The following is a 14,010-nucleotide window of genomic DNA, read 5'->3' as shown; positions in this document are numbered from 1 at the left end:
GCTGTCGGGCTGCGTGAGTGCAGCAAACGCCGTTGCCTATTTTGGGCAGTTACCTGATTGCCGGACCGCGCAGCCTTAGCTGAACATGCGCCGGCAATTTACCGGGAGCGGTGCTATGAGAACTTTGGCTGTTGCAGGGATCTTCACGATTGTCACCTTCGGCTTGGCCGCGGCGCCGGTGCACGCGGCTGACGACCGGGTGCCGCAGGAGCCGGGCTTTCACGGCAACGTGCTGCTGGGTGCCGGGTACTTCGAGCTCGAGAGCAACCTGGTGGCGGGGAACGACCTGATCGACGCCAGCACCAGCACCATTGGGTCGGTCACGCAGCCGGCGCCCTCGAATGACACGACCTACGCCATCGTCAGCGGCGAGCTGTCCTATGTCTTCGGCAACCGGTGGGAGGCGTTCTTTGGCGTCAATATCGAGGACTATGTGACGCTGGACTTCGCCACGCGCCTCGGCCTGCGCAAGCAGTGGGACGGGGTCGGCGTCCTGGGCGCGAGCCTGGTGACCACGGCTGCGCTGCCCACCGAGGTCTGGGAGGATCCCTACCTGGTCGGGACGCCCCGCCTCGCGACGGAGCTGGACTCCAGCGGGCTGCGTCTCGACTGGTGGCGCATCTTCGGCACCGGCTTCTTTGCCCAGCTCCAGAGCCGGGACATCGAGGTCGAGTCAGAGGCCAGCGGCACCGATCCGGCCCTGGGACTGGGCGCTGACGAGATCCTGCTGCTGAGGCGCGACGGCACGGACAGCCGCGCGACCCTTGGCTACCGCTGGGAGAACGGGCGCCACACCTGGCAGCCGCAGCTGACCTTTGCCAGCGCAGACCGGGACGGCGATGCCGTGGCGGGCGAGGCGACGACTCTGCAACTGTCGTATGGCTACCGCGGAGACCTGTGGACCTTCGTGGCCGCAGCGTCGGTCGCGCAGCGGGAATACGACGCAGCCAACCCGGTGTATGGCGTGAAGACCGATGCGGACGGGTACGCCGTCTCGCTCTCCGCGTTCCGCAAGCTGGACCTCGGCACGGGCGACTGGCGGGCCTTCGCCAGCATCATTCAAGCGGAGAACGATTCCGACGTCGATTTCCACGATTCCTCCGCCTTCGCTGCCAGCGTAGGCGTGGCCTACTTCTTCGGGCGCTAGGGCAACGCCTCCTGGCTCTGTGCCCGCGAGGGGTGCCGCGGCAGCTCTCAGCGACGGTCCTGCAACTGCCGCCGTTCTTGGTCGAGGTCCTGCGCCAGCCGCGCGGCGGCCCGGTCCAGCACCTGTTCGGCCACGGCCCAGCGGCCGAAGGCCGCCGTGGCGTCGACACCGGCGCGGCCGCGCGTGGCGAGGAAGGCCACGCTGGGTTGCTCCGCGAGGCCCTCGTAGATCTCCCCGCTGATGGTGATCGAGCCGAGGGACGGACCCTTCGGACTGAGCACGTTCACCTGCGCAAACGGCGGTAGCATCATGGCCGCCTGCGCGGCGCCGGTCGGTTCCAGCTCGGTGATCCGGAAGTACACGCCCAGCGCGTCGGCCGCCGGCCGGTCCACCAGCTCGAAGTACTGCCCGAGCTGTTCCTTCAGCGCGGTCTCCGCGTGCATGCCGATGCGGCGGGCCTCGTCGGTGGCGACCTCGGTTTGCTGCTGGTCGCCGCGGATCGCGACGATGACCGGGGCGACGTGGATCTTGTCGAAGCCGCCGAGCTGCATGTCTGGGCGGGTGAACAGCAGGGTATTCGGCTCGTCCGCGCTGACGGTGAGCACGGGATAGTCGGGAGTACCCTGCTGCGGGGCAGTGACGGCGCAGCCGGACAGGGTGAGCGCGAGCACGGACAGCACCGGCCAAGGATGCGTTCTCATCGTTGTGTCCTCAAAGTCGCAGAAGGGGTCAATCGCCGGTTGGCACCAGCGTCCACTGCCGGTCGCTGCGGGCGAGCTCGTAGCCGAACTCGAACAGCCGGGTCATGTACTCGCGATCGAAGGTCTCGGCCGGCTTGCCCTCGAAACTGTCCGGGATCCACGCTACGCGGTAGTTGAAACCGTATTCGGTCGAAGTGCCGTAGAGCTTCGCGAGGTCGCCGATGCCCTGGGCGTTGATCAGGGTCGCGACCGTGCGGGTCAGCACGGGCACCAGTCGCCGTGGCACGGCCTCCGAGTCGCGTTGGATCCGGGCGTTGCGGATGACATACAGGTCCGGTGCCCCCTGCACGTCCAGTTGTGCGGTGACCCGCTCCCAGTCGATGCCGAAGGAGGCCAGGAACAGCTGCGACGTCACGCCGCCGTCCACGTGCATCTCCTCGTAGCGCCGGCCGTCGGCCTCGACCTCGATCATCACCGGCGGAAAGGCGCCTGGAATGGCGGTGGAGGCGAGGATGACGTCGTAGATGAGTTCCCGCGCCGCGGGCGTGCCGAGCGCCGCGATCCGGGTAATGTCCCACACCACGGGGCGCCCGACGTCGAGGTTGGTGGTGCCGACGAACAGCGAGCGACCCCGCGCGCCCTCGGCGGCAATGGCGGCGATCACCTCTTCGTCGAGGTAGTGGGCGATCAGCGCCCGGAGGCGGGCCGTGCTCAGCGCTGCGTCGCCGCGCAGCAATTCGAACAGGCCGCGCGGCTCGACCAGGTCCGCGGTCGAGTAACGCGTGTAAATCTCGCGCAGCACCGGGTCGTAAGCCGGGCCGAGGAAGGCGAAGGGCGCGATCAGCGCGCCGGTGCTGGTGCCGGAGACGATCTGGAACTCGGGGCGGGTGCCGTGCGCGGTCCAGCCCGACAGCAGCCCCGCGCCGAAGGCCCCGTTGCCGCCGCCGCCGGAGAGCACGAGGTAGTCGTGCTCGCGGCCCATCACGCCGCTGTGGGTCTGCTGCAGCGTTTCGCCCGGGAGGGTGAGCCAAGCCTGGAGCTCGCGCGGCGCTTCATCGCCCCACTGGCGCGCGGCCGGGATGCCGGCCACCTGGGAGATGAGCGTCGCCTTCGGTGGCGGCTCGAGTCGCTCCGGGGGCGCGGCGCAGCCGGCCAGCGCCGCCAACAGGATCGACGCCGTGGCGGCCTTGTTGCGGGTGGGGCTTTGGCGCACTTCCTGGCCCTCGCGTCGTAGCCGGTAATTTTTGGCAGCCGGCAGGGTTGAAGGCAATATCTTACCCGCCCAGAATGGGGCAAGTACTTATCTCGTTGCAGGTATCAACCATGCGTTTCGGTCAGGATGAGCTCGCGGCGAACTTCGGCCACATTTGGCCTGTGCACGTCGAACACTTCGCCGAGCTGTTGATCGCCCTGCGGCGGGAGTTCGGCGGCGACCTCGACCGCATGCTGGTGCTGGCTGTGATCGGCCTGCGGACCCTGCCGCCACGGCGCGTCGAGGGGCGGTCCTATACCGAGTTCCAGGCCGGGCAACTGGCCGAGCAGGGACGGCCGATCAATGTCCAGTCGATTGCCGATTCCACCGGCATCCCGCGCGAGACCGTGCGGCGCAAGGTGGCCGAACTGGAGTCCGCCGGCTGGATCAAGCGGCATGAAGGTGGCCGGCTGGAAGTCGCGCCGCGCGCCCGCGAGGACCTGGCTCCGGCAACCCAGGCAAGCATGCGTTACCTAGTTGCGATCGGCGCGGCCTGCGTCGAGGCCGCAGCGGCGTCGACCTCCCGCGAGGGGAGCTAGTGCGTTTCGTCAGTGCGGGCGGCAGCGCACCGACTACACTGGGGCGGCATACCCCTGAATAAAGGAGGCGCAGCCGTGCCCTTCGTCTCAATCAATCCCGCCACCGGCGAAGAGTTCTTCCGCGCCGAGGGCCATGCGCCGGTCCAGGTCGACGACATCCTGGATGCGGCGGCGATTGCCGCGCCTGCCTGGCAGGCGCAGCCGCTGGCCGAGCGGCTCGAGCTGCTGCGCCGCGTGGCCCGGGTGCTGCGGCAGCAGCGCGACGAGCTGGCGCGCCTGATCACCATGGAGATGGGCAAGCTCAAGGCCGAGGCGCAGGCCGAGATCGAGAAGTGCGCCCTGGCCTGCGACTACTACGTCGAGCAGGCCGAGGGTTTCCTCGCCGACGAGCGCATCGATACCGACGCCAGCGACAGCCGGGTCGTCTACCAGCCGCTCGGGACGGTGCTGGCCATCATGCCCTGGAACTTCCCGTTCTGGCAGGCCCTGCGCTGTGCCGTGCCGGCGCTGGCGGCCGGCAACACGGTGCTGTTGAAGCACGCCTCGAGCGTGCCGCAGTGCGCGCTGGCCATCGAGCGGGTGTTCGCCGACGCCGGCTGCCGGGATGGCGTGTTCCGCAGCCTGCTGATCGGCAGCGACGCCGTGGACCGCGTGATCGCCGACCCGCGTGTGCAGGGCGTTTCGCTCACCGGCAGCGGCACCGCCGGCGCGGCCGTCGCGGCGCTGGCCGGCGAGCACCTGAAGAAGTGCGTGCTCGAGCTGGGCGGCTCGGACGCCTTCATCGTGCTGGCGGACGCGGACCTCGACGCCGCGGTGGAGCAGGGCCTGAAGTCACGCTTCCAGAACGCGGGCCAGAGCTGCATCGCGGCCAAGCGCTTCCTGCTGCACGCCGATATCGCCGACGCGTTCCTCGAGCGCTTCGTGGCCGGCGCCGAGGCGCTGGTGCCCGGCGATCCGGCGGACGAAGGCACCACGCTCGGGCCGATGGCGCGCCACGGCCTGCGCGACGAGCTGCACCAGCAGGTCCAGGACGCCGTCGAGCGCGGCGCCAGGGTGCTGACCGGGGGCGGGCCGCTCGAGGGCCCGGGCGCCTTCTACGCGCCCACGGTGCTGGACGGCATCACGCCCGACATGCGGGCCTGGAACGAGGAACTGTTCGGCCCGGTCGCCACGGTGGTGCGCGTCGAGGATGCCGAGCACGCGGTGGCGGTGGCCAACGCCAGCCCGCTCGGGCTCGGCGGCTCGGTCTGGACGCAGGATATCGAGCGCGGCGCGGCCCTGGCGGCGCGGCTGGAATGCGGCGCGGCCTTCGTCAACGGCATGGTGAAGAGCGATCCCCGCCTGCCCTTCGGCGGGGTGAAGGATTCGGGCTACGGCCGCGAGCTGTCGCGCCACGGGCTGCTTGAATTCGTCAACGCCAAGACGCTGTGGGTCGCTTGAGCCGGCGTCGCGGGTGGACGCCTGCGCCGGCGATGCAGTAATTTCGGCGCAAGAACAACCCTTGGAGAACGACAGCATGAAGCAGAGTTTCGTCAAAGCCGTGGCCATCCTCGCCGTGACCGCCTTCAGCGCTGCCGGGCTGGTGGCGCCGGCCCACGGCGCCATCGTCGGCACCCAGGCCGTGATGCTGGCGGCCGAGCGCGCCGAGACCGTGGAGCGGGTGCATGCCGCGCTGGATCGCGAAGCCGTGCAGGCGCAGCTGGTGGCCCTCGGGGTCGATCCGGCGGACGCCAAGGCCCGCATCGCGGCGCTCTCCGACGCCGAACTGCAGCGGCTCGACGGGCGCCTGGCCGAGCTGCCGGCGGGCGCCGGCGTGCTCGAAGTGGTGGGCATCGTGTTCGTGGTGCTCCTGATTCTCGAGATCGTGGGCGTCATCGACGTCTTCAGCGGCATCTGAGCAACGCGGCCGGGCCGGTGACCCGGTGGTCGCGCGCGCTCGCACTCCTGCTGTCGCTCGTGCTGGGAGGGTGCGCCTCCCAGCGCGAACTCGTCTCCGGGGCGCCGTCGATGCAGGGCCGGACGACCCCGGTGGAGCTGGCGGCCACGCCCTTCTTCCCTGACGACACCATGCATTGCGGGCCGGCGGCGCTGGCCACGGTGCTCGGCGCCGCAGGGGTGCCGGCGCAGCCGGAGCAGCTTGCCACCGAGGTCTATACCCCGGGGCTGGGCGGCAGCCTGCAGCTGGAGCTGGTAGCGGCGGCGCGCGGGCGCGGGCTGGTGCCCTACGAGCTGCCGCCCGAGGCCGACGCGCTGTTCGCCGAGCTGGTGGCCGGGCGCCCGGTGCTGGTGCTGCAGAACCTGCGCCTGCGCACGCTGCCGGCCTGGCACTACGCGGTGGTGGTCGGCGCCGATCCGGCGACCGAAACCGTGATCCTGCGCTCGGGCACGGAGGAACGCCTCATGACACCCGCCGGCGAGTTCATGCGCAGCTGGGCACTGGCGGAGCGCTGGGGGCTGGTGCTGCTGCCGCCGGGCGAGCTGCCGGCCGCCCTGGACCGGAAGCGGTACTTCGAGGCGGCGGCGGGCCTGGAAGCCACGGGACGCCATGCCGAGGCCGCGCTGGCCTGGGCCGCGGCGCTCGCGCCCTGGCCCGATGACACGGTGGCGCTGTTCGGTCGCGCCACGGCCAGCCACCTGGCCGGGGACTACGCCACCGCCTACGATGGCTACCTCGCGCTGCTCGTGCTCGAACCCGCCCACGCCGCCGGCCTCAACAACCTGGCCGACCTGCTCGCCGGCCACGGCTGCCCGGTCGCGGCGCGCGTGCTCGCGCAACGGGCGCTCACGGCCGCCGCGCCCGGCGGCGCGATCGCGGCCGCGGCCGAAGACACGCTGGCGGGGTTGTCCGCCGGAACGGCGGAGGGCGCTGCCTGCCGGCTGCCCTGAGGCTCAGTCCTCGAGCACGAAGGTGACTTTCATGAAGACGCGGAATTCTTTCACCGCGCCGTCCTCCACCACGACTTCCTGTTCCTTGATCCACGCGCTCTTGACGTTCTTCAGGGTCTTGCTGGCGCGGTCGAGCCCTTTCCGGATGGCGTCCTCGAAGCTTTTTGGCGAGGCGGCGCCGATTTCGGTGACTTTCACGACTGACATGGGTTGATCTCCCGGAGCGGCCGCCGTGGCCTGGCCCCTGTTGCGAATGTAGGAAAAGTATAGGCGGCGCGTCCCGGTTTTTCCTGAGGCGACCGGGCCCGGGCAGGCCCTATAATCCGGAGCCCCGGGCGGCGCAGGCGCAAGCCATGACCAAGCTCAACTGGATTTCTTCCGGCGACCTGCCGCTGCAGGCGCCGCGGGCCGACGTGCCGCTGCAGGTCAAGGCGCGCGGCGCCGAGCTCTATCGCGACCCGCTCCTGAACAAGGGCTCGGGCTTCAGCCCGCAGGAGCGGGTGCTGCTCGGCCTCGATGGCCTGCTGCCCAGCCGGGTCAACACCATGGCGCAGCAGGCGCGCCGGGTGCACATGACCCTCGACCGGCTGCGCGATCCCTTCGACAAGTACCTCGAGCTGTCGGCCCTGCAGGACCGCAACGAGCAGCTGTTTTATCGCGTGCTGTGCGACCAGCTGAAGCAGCTCATGCCGGTGATCTACACGCCGACCGTCGGCAAGGCCACGCGCGAGTTCAGCCACGTCTTCCGGCGCGCCCGCGGCGTCTGGATCACGCCCGATCATCGCGGCCGCGTGGCCGAGGTGCTGCGCAACGCGACCCAGGGGCGGCCGGTGAAGCTCATCGTCGCCACCGACAACGAGTCGATCCTCGGCATCGGCGACCAGGGCGCCGGCGGCATGGCCATCGCCATCGGCAAGCTGGCGCTGTATTGCGCCGCCGCCGCCATCCATCCCGTCTACACGCTCCCCGTCAGCCTGGACGTCGGCACCGACAGCGCCTCGCTGCTGGAGGACGAGATCTACCTCGGCTGGCCGGCCCGCCGGCTGCGCGGCGACGCCTACGACGCGCTCGTGGAGGAGTTCGTCGAGGCGGTGTGCGAGGTCTTTCCCGGCGCTTTGCTGCAGTGGGAGGACTTCCGCAAGGACAACGCCTCGCGGCTGCTGGACCGGTACCGCGACCGGCTGCCCTCGTTCAACGACGACATCCAGGGCACCGGCGCAGTGTGCCTCGCCGGCGTGCTCACCGGCCTGATGGGCGGCGGCGAGGACGTGGCCGCGCAGCGGGCGGTGGTGCTCGGCGCGGGCGCCGCGGGCCTCGGCATCACCCGCCAGCTGGCCGGCGCGATCCGCGCCGCCGGCGGGGACGAGTACCCGGTGGCCGTGCTCGACAGCCGCGGCCTGCTGGTCGGCGACACCTTCCGCGACGAGTACAAGGTCGAGCTGGCCTGGCCGGCCGAGGTGGCGGCCGCGCGCGGCTTCGGCGAGCAGTCGGGCGCGTCGCTCCTGGAGGTGGTGGAGAAGTTCAAGCCGTCGATCCTGGTGGGCGTGGCCGGCCAGCCCGGCGCCTTCACCGAGCCGGTGGTGCGGGCGATGGCGCAGAACGCCGCGCGGCCGATCATCATGCCGCTCTCCAATCCGACCGATTACGCCGAGGCCCGCCCGGAAGAAGTGCTGCGCTGGACCGACGGCCGGGCGCTGGTCGCCACCGGCAGCCCGTTCGCGGACGTGGTGCTGGACGGGCGCCGGCACGCCATCGGCCAGGGCAACAACGTGTTCATCTTCCCCGGCCTCGGGCTGGGCGCGCTGCTGAGCGAGGCGCGGGCCGTCTCCGAAGGCATGATCGCCGCTGCGGCCCGGACGCTGGCCGAGGTGGTGCGCCAGGAGTCGCTGGGCGAGAGCCGGCTGTATCCCCGCATCGCCAGGCTGCGCGACACCACCCGCCAGGTCGCCGCCGCGGTGATGCGCGCCGCGGTGGAGGAGGGACTGTCCCGGGGACAGTCCCCGGGACAGTCCCCACTGGATGAGGCCGCCATCCAGGCCCGGCTCGACGCCGCCCGCTGGGAGCCGGAGTACCCGCCCTACGAAGCCGGATGAATTGACAAGGAAAGCGTCCTTGCTAAAGTAAGGCGTATGTCCAAGGTCACCTCGAAGCTCCAGGTCACCATCCCGAAGCGCATCGCCGAGCAGTTCTCCATCAAGCCCGGCGACGAGATCGATTTCGTTGCCACGGCGGAGGGGCTGCGGGTCGTCACGGCCAGCCGCCCGAATGCAGCGACGCTAGGTGTGGCCGAGCGCCTGCGCCTGTTCGACGAGGCTAACGAGCGCCAGCGGCAACGGCAGGCGCGCATGAACCTTCCTGCCAATCCGCCGGCCGACCGCGGCTGGACCCGCGCAGAGCTCTATACCCGTGGCAAGCCTGGTTGACACCAACGTCCTGGTTTACCGGGTGGACCCGCGAGACGCGCTGAAGCAACAGGTCGCGATCGACGTGCTGCGTGACGGACTCCGCGCGGACCGGTTGTTCGTTGCGCACCAGTCCGTCCTCGAGTTCGTCGCTGCCGTGACGCGTCCCCAGGCGGGTCTCAACGGCGCCCCCTTGCTCGAGCGAAGCGATGCGCTGCTCGAGGCAGAGGCACTACTGGCCGAGTTTCCCGTCCTGTACCCAAACGTGGAGATGCTGCGGACAGCTATTCGCGGCGCAGCGACGTACGGGCTGCAGTGGTTCGACGCGCACCTGTGGGCCTGCGCCGAGGTGAACGGCCTGGCCGAAATTATCTCGGAGGACTTCCAGCACGGTCGCCACTACGGCAGCGTCCGCGCCGTGAATCCCTTCCTGGTCGCCAGCGGCCGGGTCTCCGAACTGCCGGCGATGTACGCCACCTAGGCGCTCGCCTGCACCGCCGCCCGGCGGGCCTCCCGCTCCCGGAAGTCCTCCAGCCGCAGCTTCTCGTAGGCGCGGCGCACCTGCGGCTGGCCGTAGGCCCGCTCCAGCCGCCGCACCGTGAAGTGGCCGCGGGCCATGTCCTGGAAATGGTCCATGAACACGGCATTGGCGATGGCCCCGGTAGCGGCGCCGAACACCGGCACCAGCTGGAAGGCGAGCTTGTCGCCGATGGCCACGCCGAACCGCGCGGCGATCCCGCGCACCATCGCCACCACGGCCGGCAGCGACGGCTCCACCAGCCCGCGCTGCACCAGCCGCGCGCTGACGGTCGAGAAGTGCAGGGCCAGGGCGAGGCGCAGGCCGTAATAGCCGGTCTCCGCGGCGTCGTCGTCCCGCGGGCGGCCGCCGTAGGCGAACACTTCCACGCAGGCCAGCCGCGCCAAGGGGTCGGTGAAGTCCTCGCCCTCCGCCCGCGCGATGTCCGCGATCGAGCGCAGCATCAGGGTGGTGGTGAACGGCAGCTCCACGAGCGTGCCCGGCAGGCCGAAGAAGCCGCCCACCGCGCCGGTGCCCATGCCGAGGTAACGATGCAGCCCGTCGCGGGACGGGCCCGGACGGGCGCGGCCGGGCATGGAGGCCACGGCGACGTTGAGCGCCTGCTTCACCACCGCCACGGCCGTGTCGTGCACCCGCTCGTACATCGGCGCCGGCAGGAGCCGGAAGCCTTCCTCGATCGGGGCGCCGATGAAGCTGGTCAGGCGGGCCGCGAGGCTCGGGTGCTCCAGGTAGCGCACGGCCAACCGGAGGCTGTCCACGTCGGCGGCCTGCATCTTGCGCACGGGTTGAGTGTTCATGTGAGCGTCTCCGCCAGGTCCTCCAGTTCAACCGCCCGCGTGGTGTCCTCCCACGGCGCGCCCAGGTCGGCCCGGCCCATGTGGCCGTAGACGGCGAGCTGTTGCAGCAACTCGCCGCGCTGCGTCGCGGGCAGGCGCAGGGTCCGCAGCAGGGCGCCGGGGCGCAGGTCGAGGAACTCGCGCCCGGCCGCCGCGATGGCCTGGTCGTCGAGCCGGCCGGTGCCGAAGGTCTGGACGAACAGGCTCAGCGGCGCGGCCTCGCCGATGCCGTAGCTGACCTGCACCTCGCATTCCTCCGCCAGGCCCGCCGCGACGATGTTCGCCGCGAGGTAGCGCGCCGCGTAGGCGCCGAGCCGGTCGATGCGGAAGGGGTCCTTGCCCGACAGCGCCGCCCCGCCATGGTGGCCGTACTCGCCGTAGCTGTCCACGGCCGTCTTGCGCCCGGTCAGGCCGGCGTGCAGCGCGGGCCCGCCGGGCGACAGCCCGGTGAGCGGCTGGACCAGCAGCCGGGTCTTGCCGTCCGAGAGCCCCGGCCTCGCTGCCAGCACCGGCTCGACGACGGTTTCCAGCACCAGCGCCCGGGCGGCTGCCGGCGGCGGTGCTGTCTCCTGGTCGCCGGTCAGCGTGAGGGCGACCGCCACCACGCGCCGCGGCGCGCGGCCCTCGAACTCGACCGCCACCTGGGTCTTGCAGTCCGGCGACAGCCACGGCAGCAACCCGGCCGCGCGCGCCTCGTCCAGGCCCCGCGCCAGCTCGTGCGCCAGCACGATCGGCAGCGGCATCAGCGTCTCCGTCTGGCGGCAGGCGAAGCCGGCGGCGGTGACCTGCTCGCGCGCGACCATGCGCTCGGCCAGGTCCTCCGGCGCCGTGCCGTCGGCCCCGACCGGAATGCGTTCGTCCGCCGCCCCGACCACGGTGGTCATCAGCGTGCACTGCCGCCCGTCGAATTCGCCGGGGCGGTAACCGACCGCGTCGATGGTCTCGCGCGCGACCGCCGACAGGTCGACCGTCGCCTCGCTGCGGGTGCGCGCGGCGAGGAACACGATGCCGCTGGCCACGGCGCACTCGGCGGTGACGCGCGCCGCCGGGTCGCGCGCCAGGTAGCGGTCGACGATGGCGTCGCTGACCTGGTCGCACAGCTTGTCGGGATGGCCGCGAGTGACCGAGTCGGAGACGAAGACGTGGCGGTTGGTTTTCATGGGGACACCTCCGCGGGCGGAGCCGCCGGCATTTTCAGGCGGTCGTTGACGAGCAGGGGCAGCAGGCTGCCGGCCGCGATGAGCGCGAGATCCACCGGCAGCGGCAGCACGGTGCCGAGCAGCCGGCGGGCGGGCGGAAGCAGCAGCGCGGCCGCCTGCAGGCCGAGCGCGCCGCCGACCGACAGCGCCAGGAGCCGGTTCGGCTGCAGCCGGTGCAGGCCGCTGCAGCCGAAGTGCTCCGAGCGGCAGTTCAGCGCGTGCAGCAGCTGGGCGCTGGTCAGGGTGGTGAAGGCCACGCTGCCGGCGCGCGCGCCCGGCCCGTGGACCAGCCGCGCCGCCAGGTAGGCGGCCAGCGCCCCGGCCGTGATCACGACGCCCTCGCGCGTAATCCGCCACAGGTCGGCCCGCCCGATCATCGGCGCCGCCGGGTCGCGGGGCGGCTGCGCCATCACGTCCGGCTCCGGCGGGTCGAGGCCCAGGGCGATGGCCGGGGCGACGTCGGTGGCGAGATTGATCCACAGCAGCTGCAGCGGGGACAGCGGCGACGGCAGCCCGAGCGCCAGCGCGCCGAGCATCAGCCCGATCTCGCTCAGGTTGGTGGACAGCAGGTAGTGGATCGACTTGCGGATGTTGCCGTAGGTGGTGCGGCCCTGTGCCACCGCGTCGATCAGCGTCTCCAGCCGGTTGTCCTCGACCACCACGTCGGCCACGCGCCGGGCCACGTCCTGGCCCGCCTCGCCCATGGCGATGCCGACGTCCGAGGCCTTCAGGGCGGGACCGTCGTTGAGGCCGTCGCCGGTCATGGCCACCACCCGGCCGTCGCGCTGCAGGGCGGTGACGATGCGCAGCTTGTCCGCCGGCGTGACCCGCGCGAACACGTCGGTGTTGTGCGCCAGGCCCGCCAGCACGCCGGGCTCCATGTCGCCGATGCGCGCCGCTTCCAGCACGCGCAGCGGCCGGCCGCGCGCCAGCCCGAGGCGCCGGGCCACGGCCTCGGCCGTGGCGGCCTGGTCGCCGGTGATCATGACCGGGCGGATCCCGGCGTCCTGCAGCTCGCGCACCAGGCGCGCGCTGCCCGGGCGCAGCGGGTCCTCGAGCCCGACCAGCCCCAGCCAGGTGAGCCCCTGCAGCGCCTGGCCGTTGGCAGGCGCCGGGCCGTCGGCCACGCCCAGCACCCGCAGCGCCAGCCCGGCCCATGCATCGTTCGCCGCCAGCAGCCGGGCGCGGCGGGCGGCGTCCAGCTTCATGCGCCGGCCGCCCCGCAACTCGTGCGAGCACAGCGCGAGCACTTCCGCCGGACTGCCCTTGACGTACGCGACCGGCCGGCCGCGGCTGCGGCCGTGGACCGACACCATGAAGCGCTGCGCGTCGGACCGGTGGTTCAGGGCGCGGCGCGGCCGGGCCGCGCGCAGCCGGCGGGCGTCCACGCCTTCCGCCTCGGCGAGCTGCACCATCGCGACCTCCGTCGGCGAGCCGGTCCAGCCCGAGCCGTCGGCGGACTCCGCCTCGCTGCACAGCACGATGGCCTCCAGCAGGCGCTTGAACGCCCCCGCGGGCAACTCGGCGAGCGGGCGCTCGAGCGCGGGCCCGGCCGCGGCGCCGCTGGTGGCCACGGCCGCCATCCGCATCCGGTTCTGGGTCAGCGTCCCGGTCTTGTCCAGGCACAGCACCTGGATGGCGCCCAGGGTCTCGACCGCGTTCATCTGGCGGATGCTGGTGTGCTGGCGGCCCATGCGCCGGATGCCCATGGCGAGCGTCGAGGTGGCCACTGCCGGCAAGCCCTCGGGCACGGCCGCTACGCCCAGCGAAATGGTCGAGCGCAGCAGTTCCAGCGCGGGCAGGCGGCGCAGCGCGCCCACCCCGAACACCCCGGCGCAGGCCGCGCCGCTCAGCAGGGTCAGCTGGTAGGAAAGGTGCTCGAGCTGGCGTTCCAGCGGCGTGGTCGGGGCGCTGGCCTGCTCAGTGGCGGACTGGATGCGGCCGAGCTCGGTGGCCAGGCCGGTCTCGCACACGACGGCCAGGCCCGAACCGCCGGTCACCACCGTGCCCCGGTAGACGCGGTTGCGCCGCGCGGCCAGCGGCGTGTCGGCCGCCAGCGTGACTGCGGCGTCCTTGAGGCAGGGCAGGCTTTCGCCGGTCAGCGCTGCCTCGTCCAGGTAGAGCCGGTCGGACTCGAGCAGCCGCGCGTCGGCTGGCACGTAGTCGCCCGGAGCCAGCAGCAGCAGGTCGCCGGGGACGATCTCCACCAGCGGGATCTCGACCGTCCGGCCGCCCCGGCGCACGCGCGCCGCCAGCGGGGCGCCGAGCGCCAGCGAGCGGATGGTGCGTTCGCTGGCCTGCTCGGTCAGAAACCCGGTGAGCGTGTTGGCGGCCACCACCACGGCGATGGCAAGCGCGTCGACCAGGCCGCCGGTCGCCACCGAGATGGCGGCAGCCCCGCCCAGCAGGTAGACCGGCGGCGTGTTGACCTGCCGCGCCAGCATGGCCAGCGACGAGGCCTCGGCCGGCTCGGGCAGCGAGTTGTCGCCCTCGGCCAGCCGCCGCCGGGC

14 protein-coding genes are annotated in these 14,010 nt (G+C 71.9%); 8 read left to right on the top strand and 6 right to left on the bottom strand.

What is annotated here, in order from left to right; genetic code table 11:
- Positions 1 to 115: 115 nt before the first annotated feature.
- Positions 116 to 1,147: a DUF2860 family protein gene (locus G6N75_RS08585; RefSeq protein WP_165347942.1), complete on the top strand. Its 1,032-nt coding sequence runs from the start codon at positions 116 to 118 to the stop codon at positions 1,145 to 1,147.
- 47 nt (positions 1,148 to 1,194) lie between these two features.
- On the opposite strand, the gene G6N75_RS08580 is transcribed toward G6N75_RS08585, so the two are convergent.
- On the bottom strand, positions 1,195 to 1,848 hold the full coding sequence (locus G6N75_RS08580) for a DUF3313 family protein (RefSeq protein WP_165347941.1): 654 nt from the start codon (positions 1,846 to 1,848) through the stop codon (positions 1,195 to 1,197).
- Between the two features lie 28 nt (positions 1,849 to 1,876).
- Positions 1,877 to 3,061: a patatin-like phospholipase family protein gene (locus tag G6N75_RS08575; RefSeq protein WP_206203019.1), complete on the bottom strand. Its 1,185-nt coding sequence runs from the start codon at positions 3,059 to 3,061 to the stop codon at positions 1,877 to 1,879.
- 110 nt (positions 3,062 to 3,171) lie between these two features.
- Between G6N75_RS08575 and G6N75_RS08570 the strand changes: the two genes are divergently transcribed.
- The 4 genes from G6N75_RS08570 (at position 3,172) to G6N75_RS08555 (ending at position 6,525) form a co-directional block, all read left to right on the top strand.
- Positions 3,172 to 3,639, top strand: a complete 468-nt coding sequence (locus G6N75_RS08570) for a helix-turn-helix domain-containing protein (protein ID WP_165347940.1) — start codon at positions 3,172 to 3,174, stop codon at positions 3,637 to 3,639.
- A 75-nt stretch (positions 3,640 to 3,714) separates the two neighbouring features.
- Entirely contained in the window at positions 3,715 to 5,079 is a 1,365-nt protein-coding gene (locus tag G6N75_RS08565) for an NAD-dependent succinate-semialdehyde dehydrogenase (RefSeq protein ID WP_165347939.1), read from the top strand.
- A 76-nt stretch (positions 5,080 to 5,155) separates the two neighbouring features.
- A complete protein-coding gene (locus G6N75_RS08560; RefSeq protein WP_165347938.1) occupies positions 5,156 to 5,536 on the top strand; it encodes a PA2779 family protein in 381 nt (126 codons plus the stop codon).
- Positions 5,537 to 5,553: 17 nt separating this feature from the next.
- Positions 5,554 to 6,525: a PA2778 family cysteine peptidase gene (locus tag G6N75_RS08555; RefSeq protein ID WP_165347937.1), complete on the top strand. Its 972-nt coding sequence runs from the start codon at positions 5,554 to 5,556 to the stop codon at positions 6,523 to 6,525.
- Positions 6,526 to 6,528: 3 nt separating this feature from the next.
- Here G6N75_RS08555 and G6N75_RS08550 read toward each other — a convergent pair whose 3' ends face one another.
- On the bottom strand, positions 6,529 to 6,732 hold the full coding sequence (locus G6N75_RS08550; RefSeq protein WP_165347936.1) for a dodecin family protein: 204 nt from the start codon (positions 6,730 to 6,732) through the stop codon (positions 6,529 to 6,531).
- 146 nt (positions 6,733 to 6,878) lie between these two features.
- On the opposite strand from G6N75_RS08550, the gene G6N75_RS08545 reads away from it, so the two are divergent.
- Genes G6N75_RS08545 through G6N75_RS08535 form a run of 3 tightly spaced genes read left to right on the top strand, consistent with a single transcriptional unit; the run spans position 6,879 to position 9,408 of the window.
- Positions 6,879 to 8,618: an NAD-dependent malic enzyme gene (locus G6N75_RS08545; protein WP_165347935.1), complete on the top strand. Its 1,740-nt coding sequence runs from the start codon at positions 6,879 to 6,881 to the stop codon at positions 8,616 to 8,618.
- A 36-nt stretch (positions 8,619 to 8,654) separates the two neighbouring features.
- Positions 8,655 to 8,948, top strand: a complete 294-nt coding sequence (locus tag G6N75_RS08540) for an AbrB/MazE/SpoVT family DNA-binding domain-containing protein (RefSeq protein ID WP_165347934.1) — start codon at positions 8,655 to 8,657, stop codon at positions 8,946 to 8,948.
- The gene (locus G6N75_RS08535; protein WP_165347933.1) at positions 8,932 to 9,408 is read left to right on the top strand and encodes a PIN domain-containing protein; all 477 of its coding nucleotides are present in this window, start codon (positions 8,932 to 8,934) and stop codon (positions 9,406 to 9,408) included. The genes G6N75_RS08540 and G6N75_RS08535 overlap by 17 nt, the downstream gene beginning before the upstream one ends.
- Here the strand turns inward: G6N75_RS08535 and G6N75_RS08530 are convergent.
- The 3 genes from G6N75_RS08530 to G6N75_RS08520 all read right to left on the bottom strand — a co-directional run.
- Positions 9,405 to 10,262, bottom strand: a complete 858-nt coding sequence (locus G6N75_RS08530) for an EcsC family protein (RefSeq protein ID WP_206203018.1) — start codon at positions 10,260 to 10,262, stop codon at positions 9,405 to 9,407. The genes G6N75_RS08535 and G6N75_RS08530 overlap by 4 nt on opposite strands.
- Complete coding sequence (gene metK, locus G6N75_RS08525; RefSeq protein WP_165347932.1) at positions 10,259 to 11,461, bottom strand: methionine adenosyltransferase; 1,203 nt, start codon at positions 11,459 to 11,461, stop codon at positions 10,259 to 10,261. The genes G6N75_RS08530 and metK overlap by 4 nt, the downstream gene beginning before the upstream one ends.
- The coding region (locus G6N75_RS08520; RefSeq protein ID WP_165347931.1) for a cation-transporting P-type ATPase at positions 11,458 to 14,010 on the bottom strand (2,553 nt) is incomplete at its 5' end. The genes metK and G6N75_RS08520, both read right to left, overlap by 4 nt.

It is taken from the genome of Thioalkalivibrio sp. XN8 (assembly GCF_011058255.1).
Taxonomy (GTDB): Bacteria; Pseudomonadota; Gammaproteobacteria; order Steroidobacterales; family XN24; genus XN24.
Note: the sequence above shows the minus strand (reverse complement) of the source record. Positions and strands in the feature narration are given on the sequence as shown.

Coding starts and splice junctions, on each gene's coding strand:
- G6N75_RS08560 (WP_165347938.1), top strand. CDS start 5,156: ATGAAGCAGAGTTTCGTCAAAGCCGTGGCCATCCTCGCCGTGACCGCC.
- G6N75_RS08570 (WP_165347940.1), top strand. CDS start 3,172: ATGCGTTTCGGTCAGGATGAGCTCGCGGCGAACTTCGGCCACATTTGG.
- G6N75_RS08540 (WP_165347934.1), top strand. CDS start 8,655: ATGTCCAAGGTCACCTCGAAGCTCCAGGTCACCATCCCGAAGCGCATC.
- G6N75_RS08545 (WP_165347935.1), top strand. CDS start 6,879: ATGACCAAGCTCAACTGGATTTCTTCCGGCGACCTGCCGCTGCAGGCG.
- metK (WP_165347932.1), bottom strand. CDS start 11,461: ATGAAAACCAACCGCCACGTCTTCGTCTCCGACTCGGTCACTCGCGGC.
- G6N75_RS08550 (WP_165347936.1), bottom strand. CDS start 6,732: ATGTCAGTCGTGAAAGTCACCGAAATCGGCGCCGCCTCGCCAAAAAGC.
- G6N75_RS08530 (WP_206203018.1), bottom strand. CDS start 10,262: ATGAACACTCAACCCGTGCGCAAGATGCAGGCCGCCGACGTGGACAGC.
- G6N75_RS08585 (WP_165347942.1), top strand. CDS start 116: ATGAGAACTTTGGCTGTTGCAGGGATCTTCACGATTGTCACCTTCGGC.
- G6N75_RS08580 (WP_165347941.1), bottom strand. CDS start 1,848: ATGAGAACGCATCCTTGGCCGGTGCTGTCCGTGCTCGCGCTCACCCTG.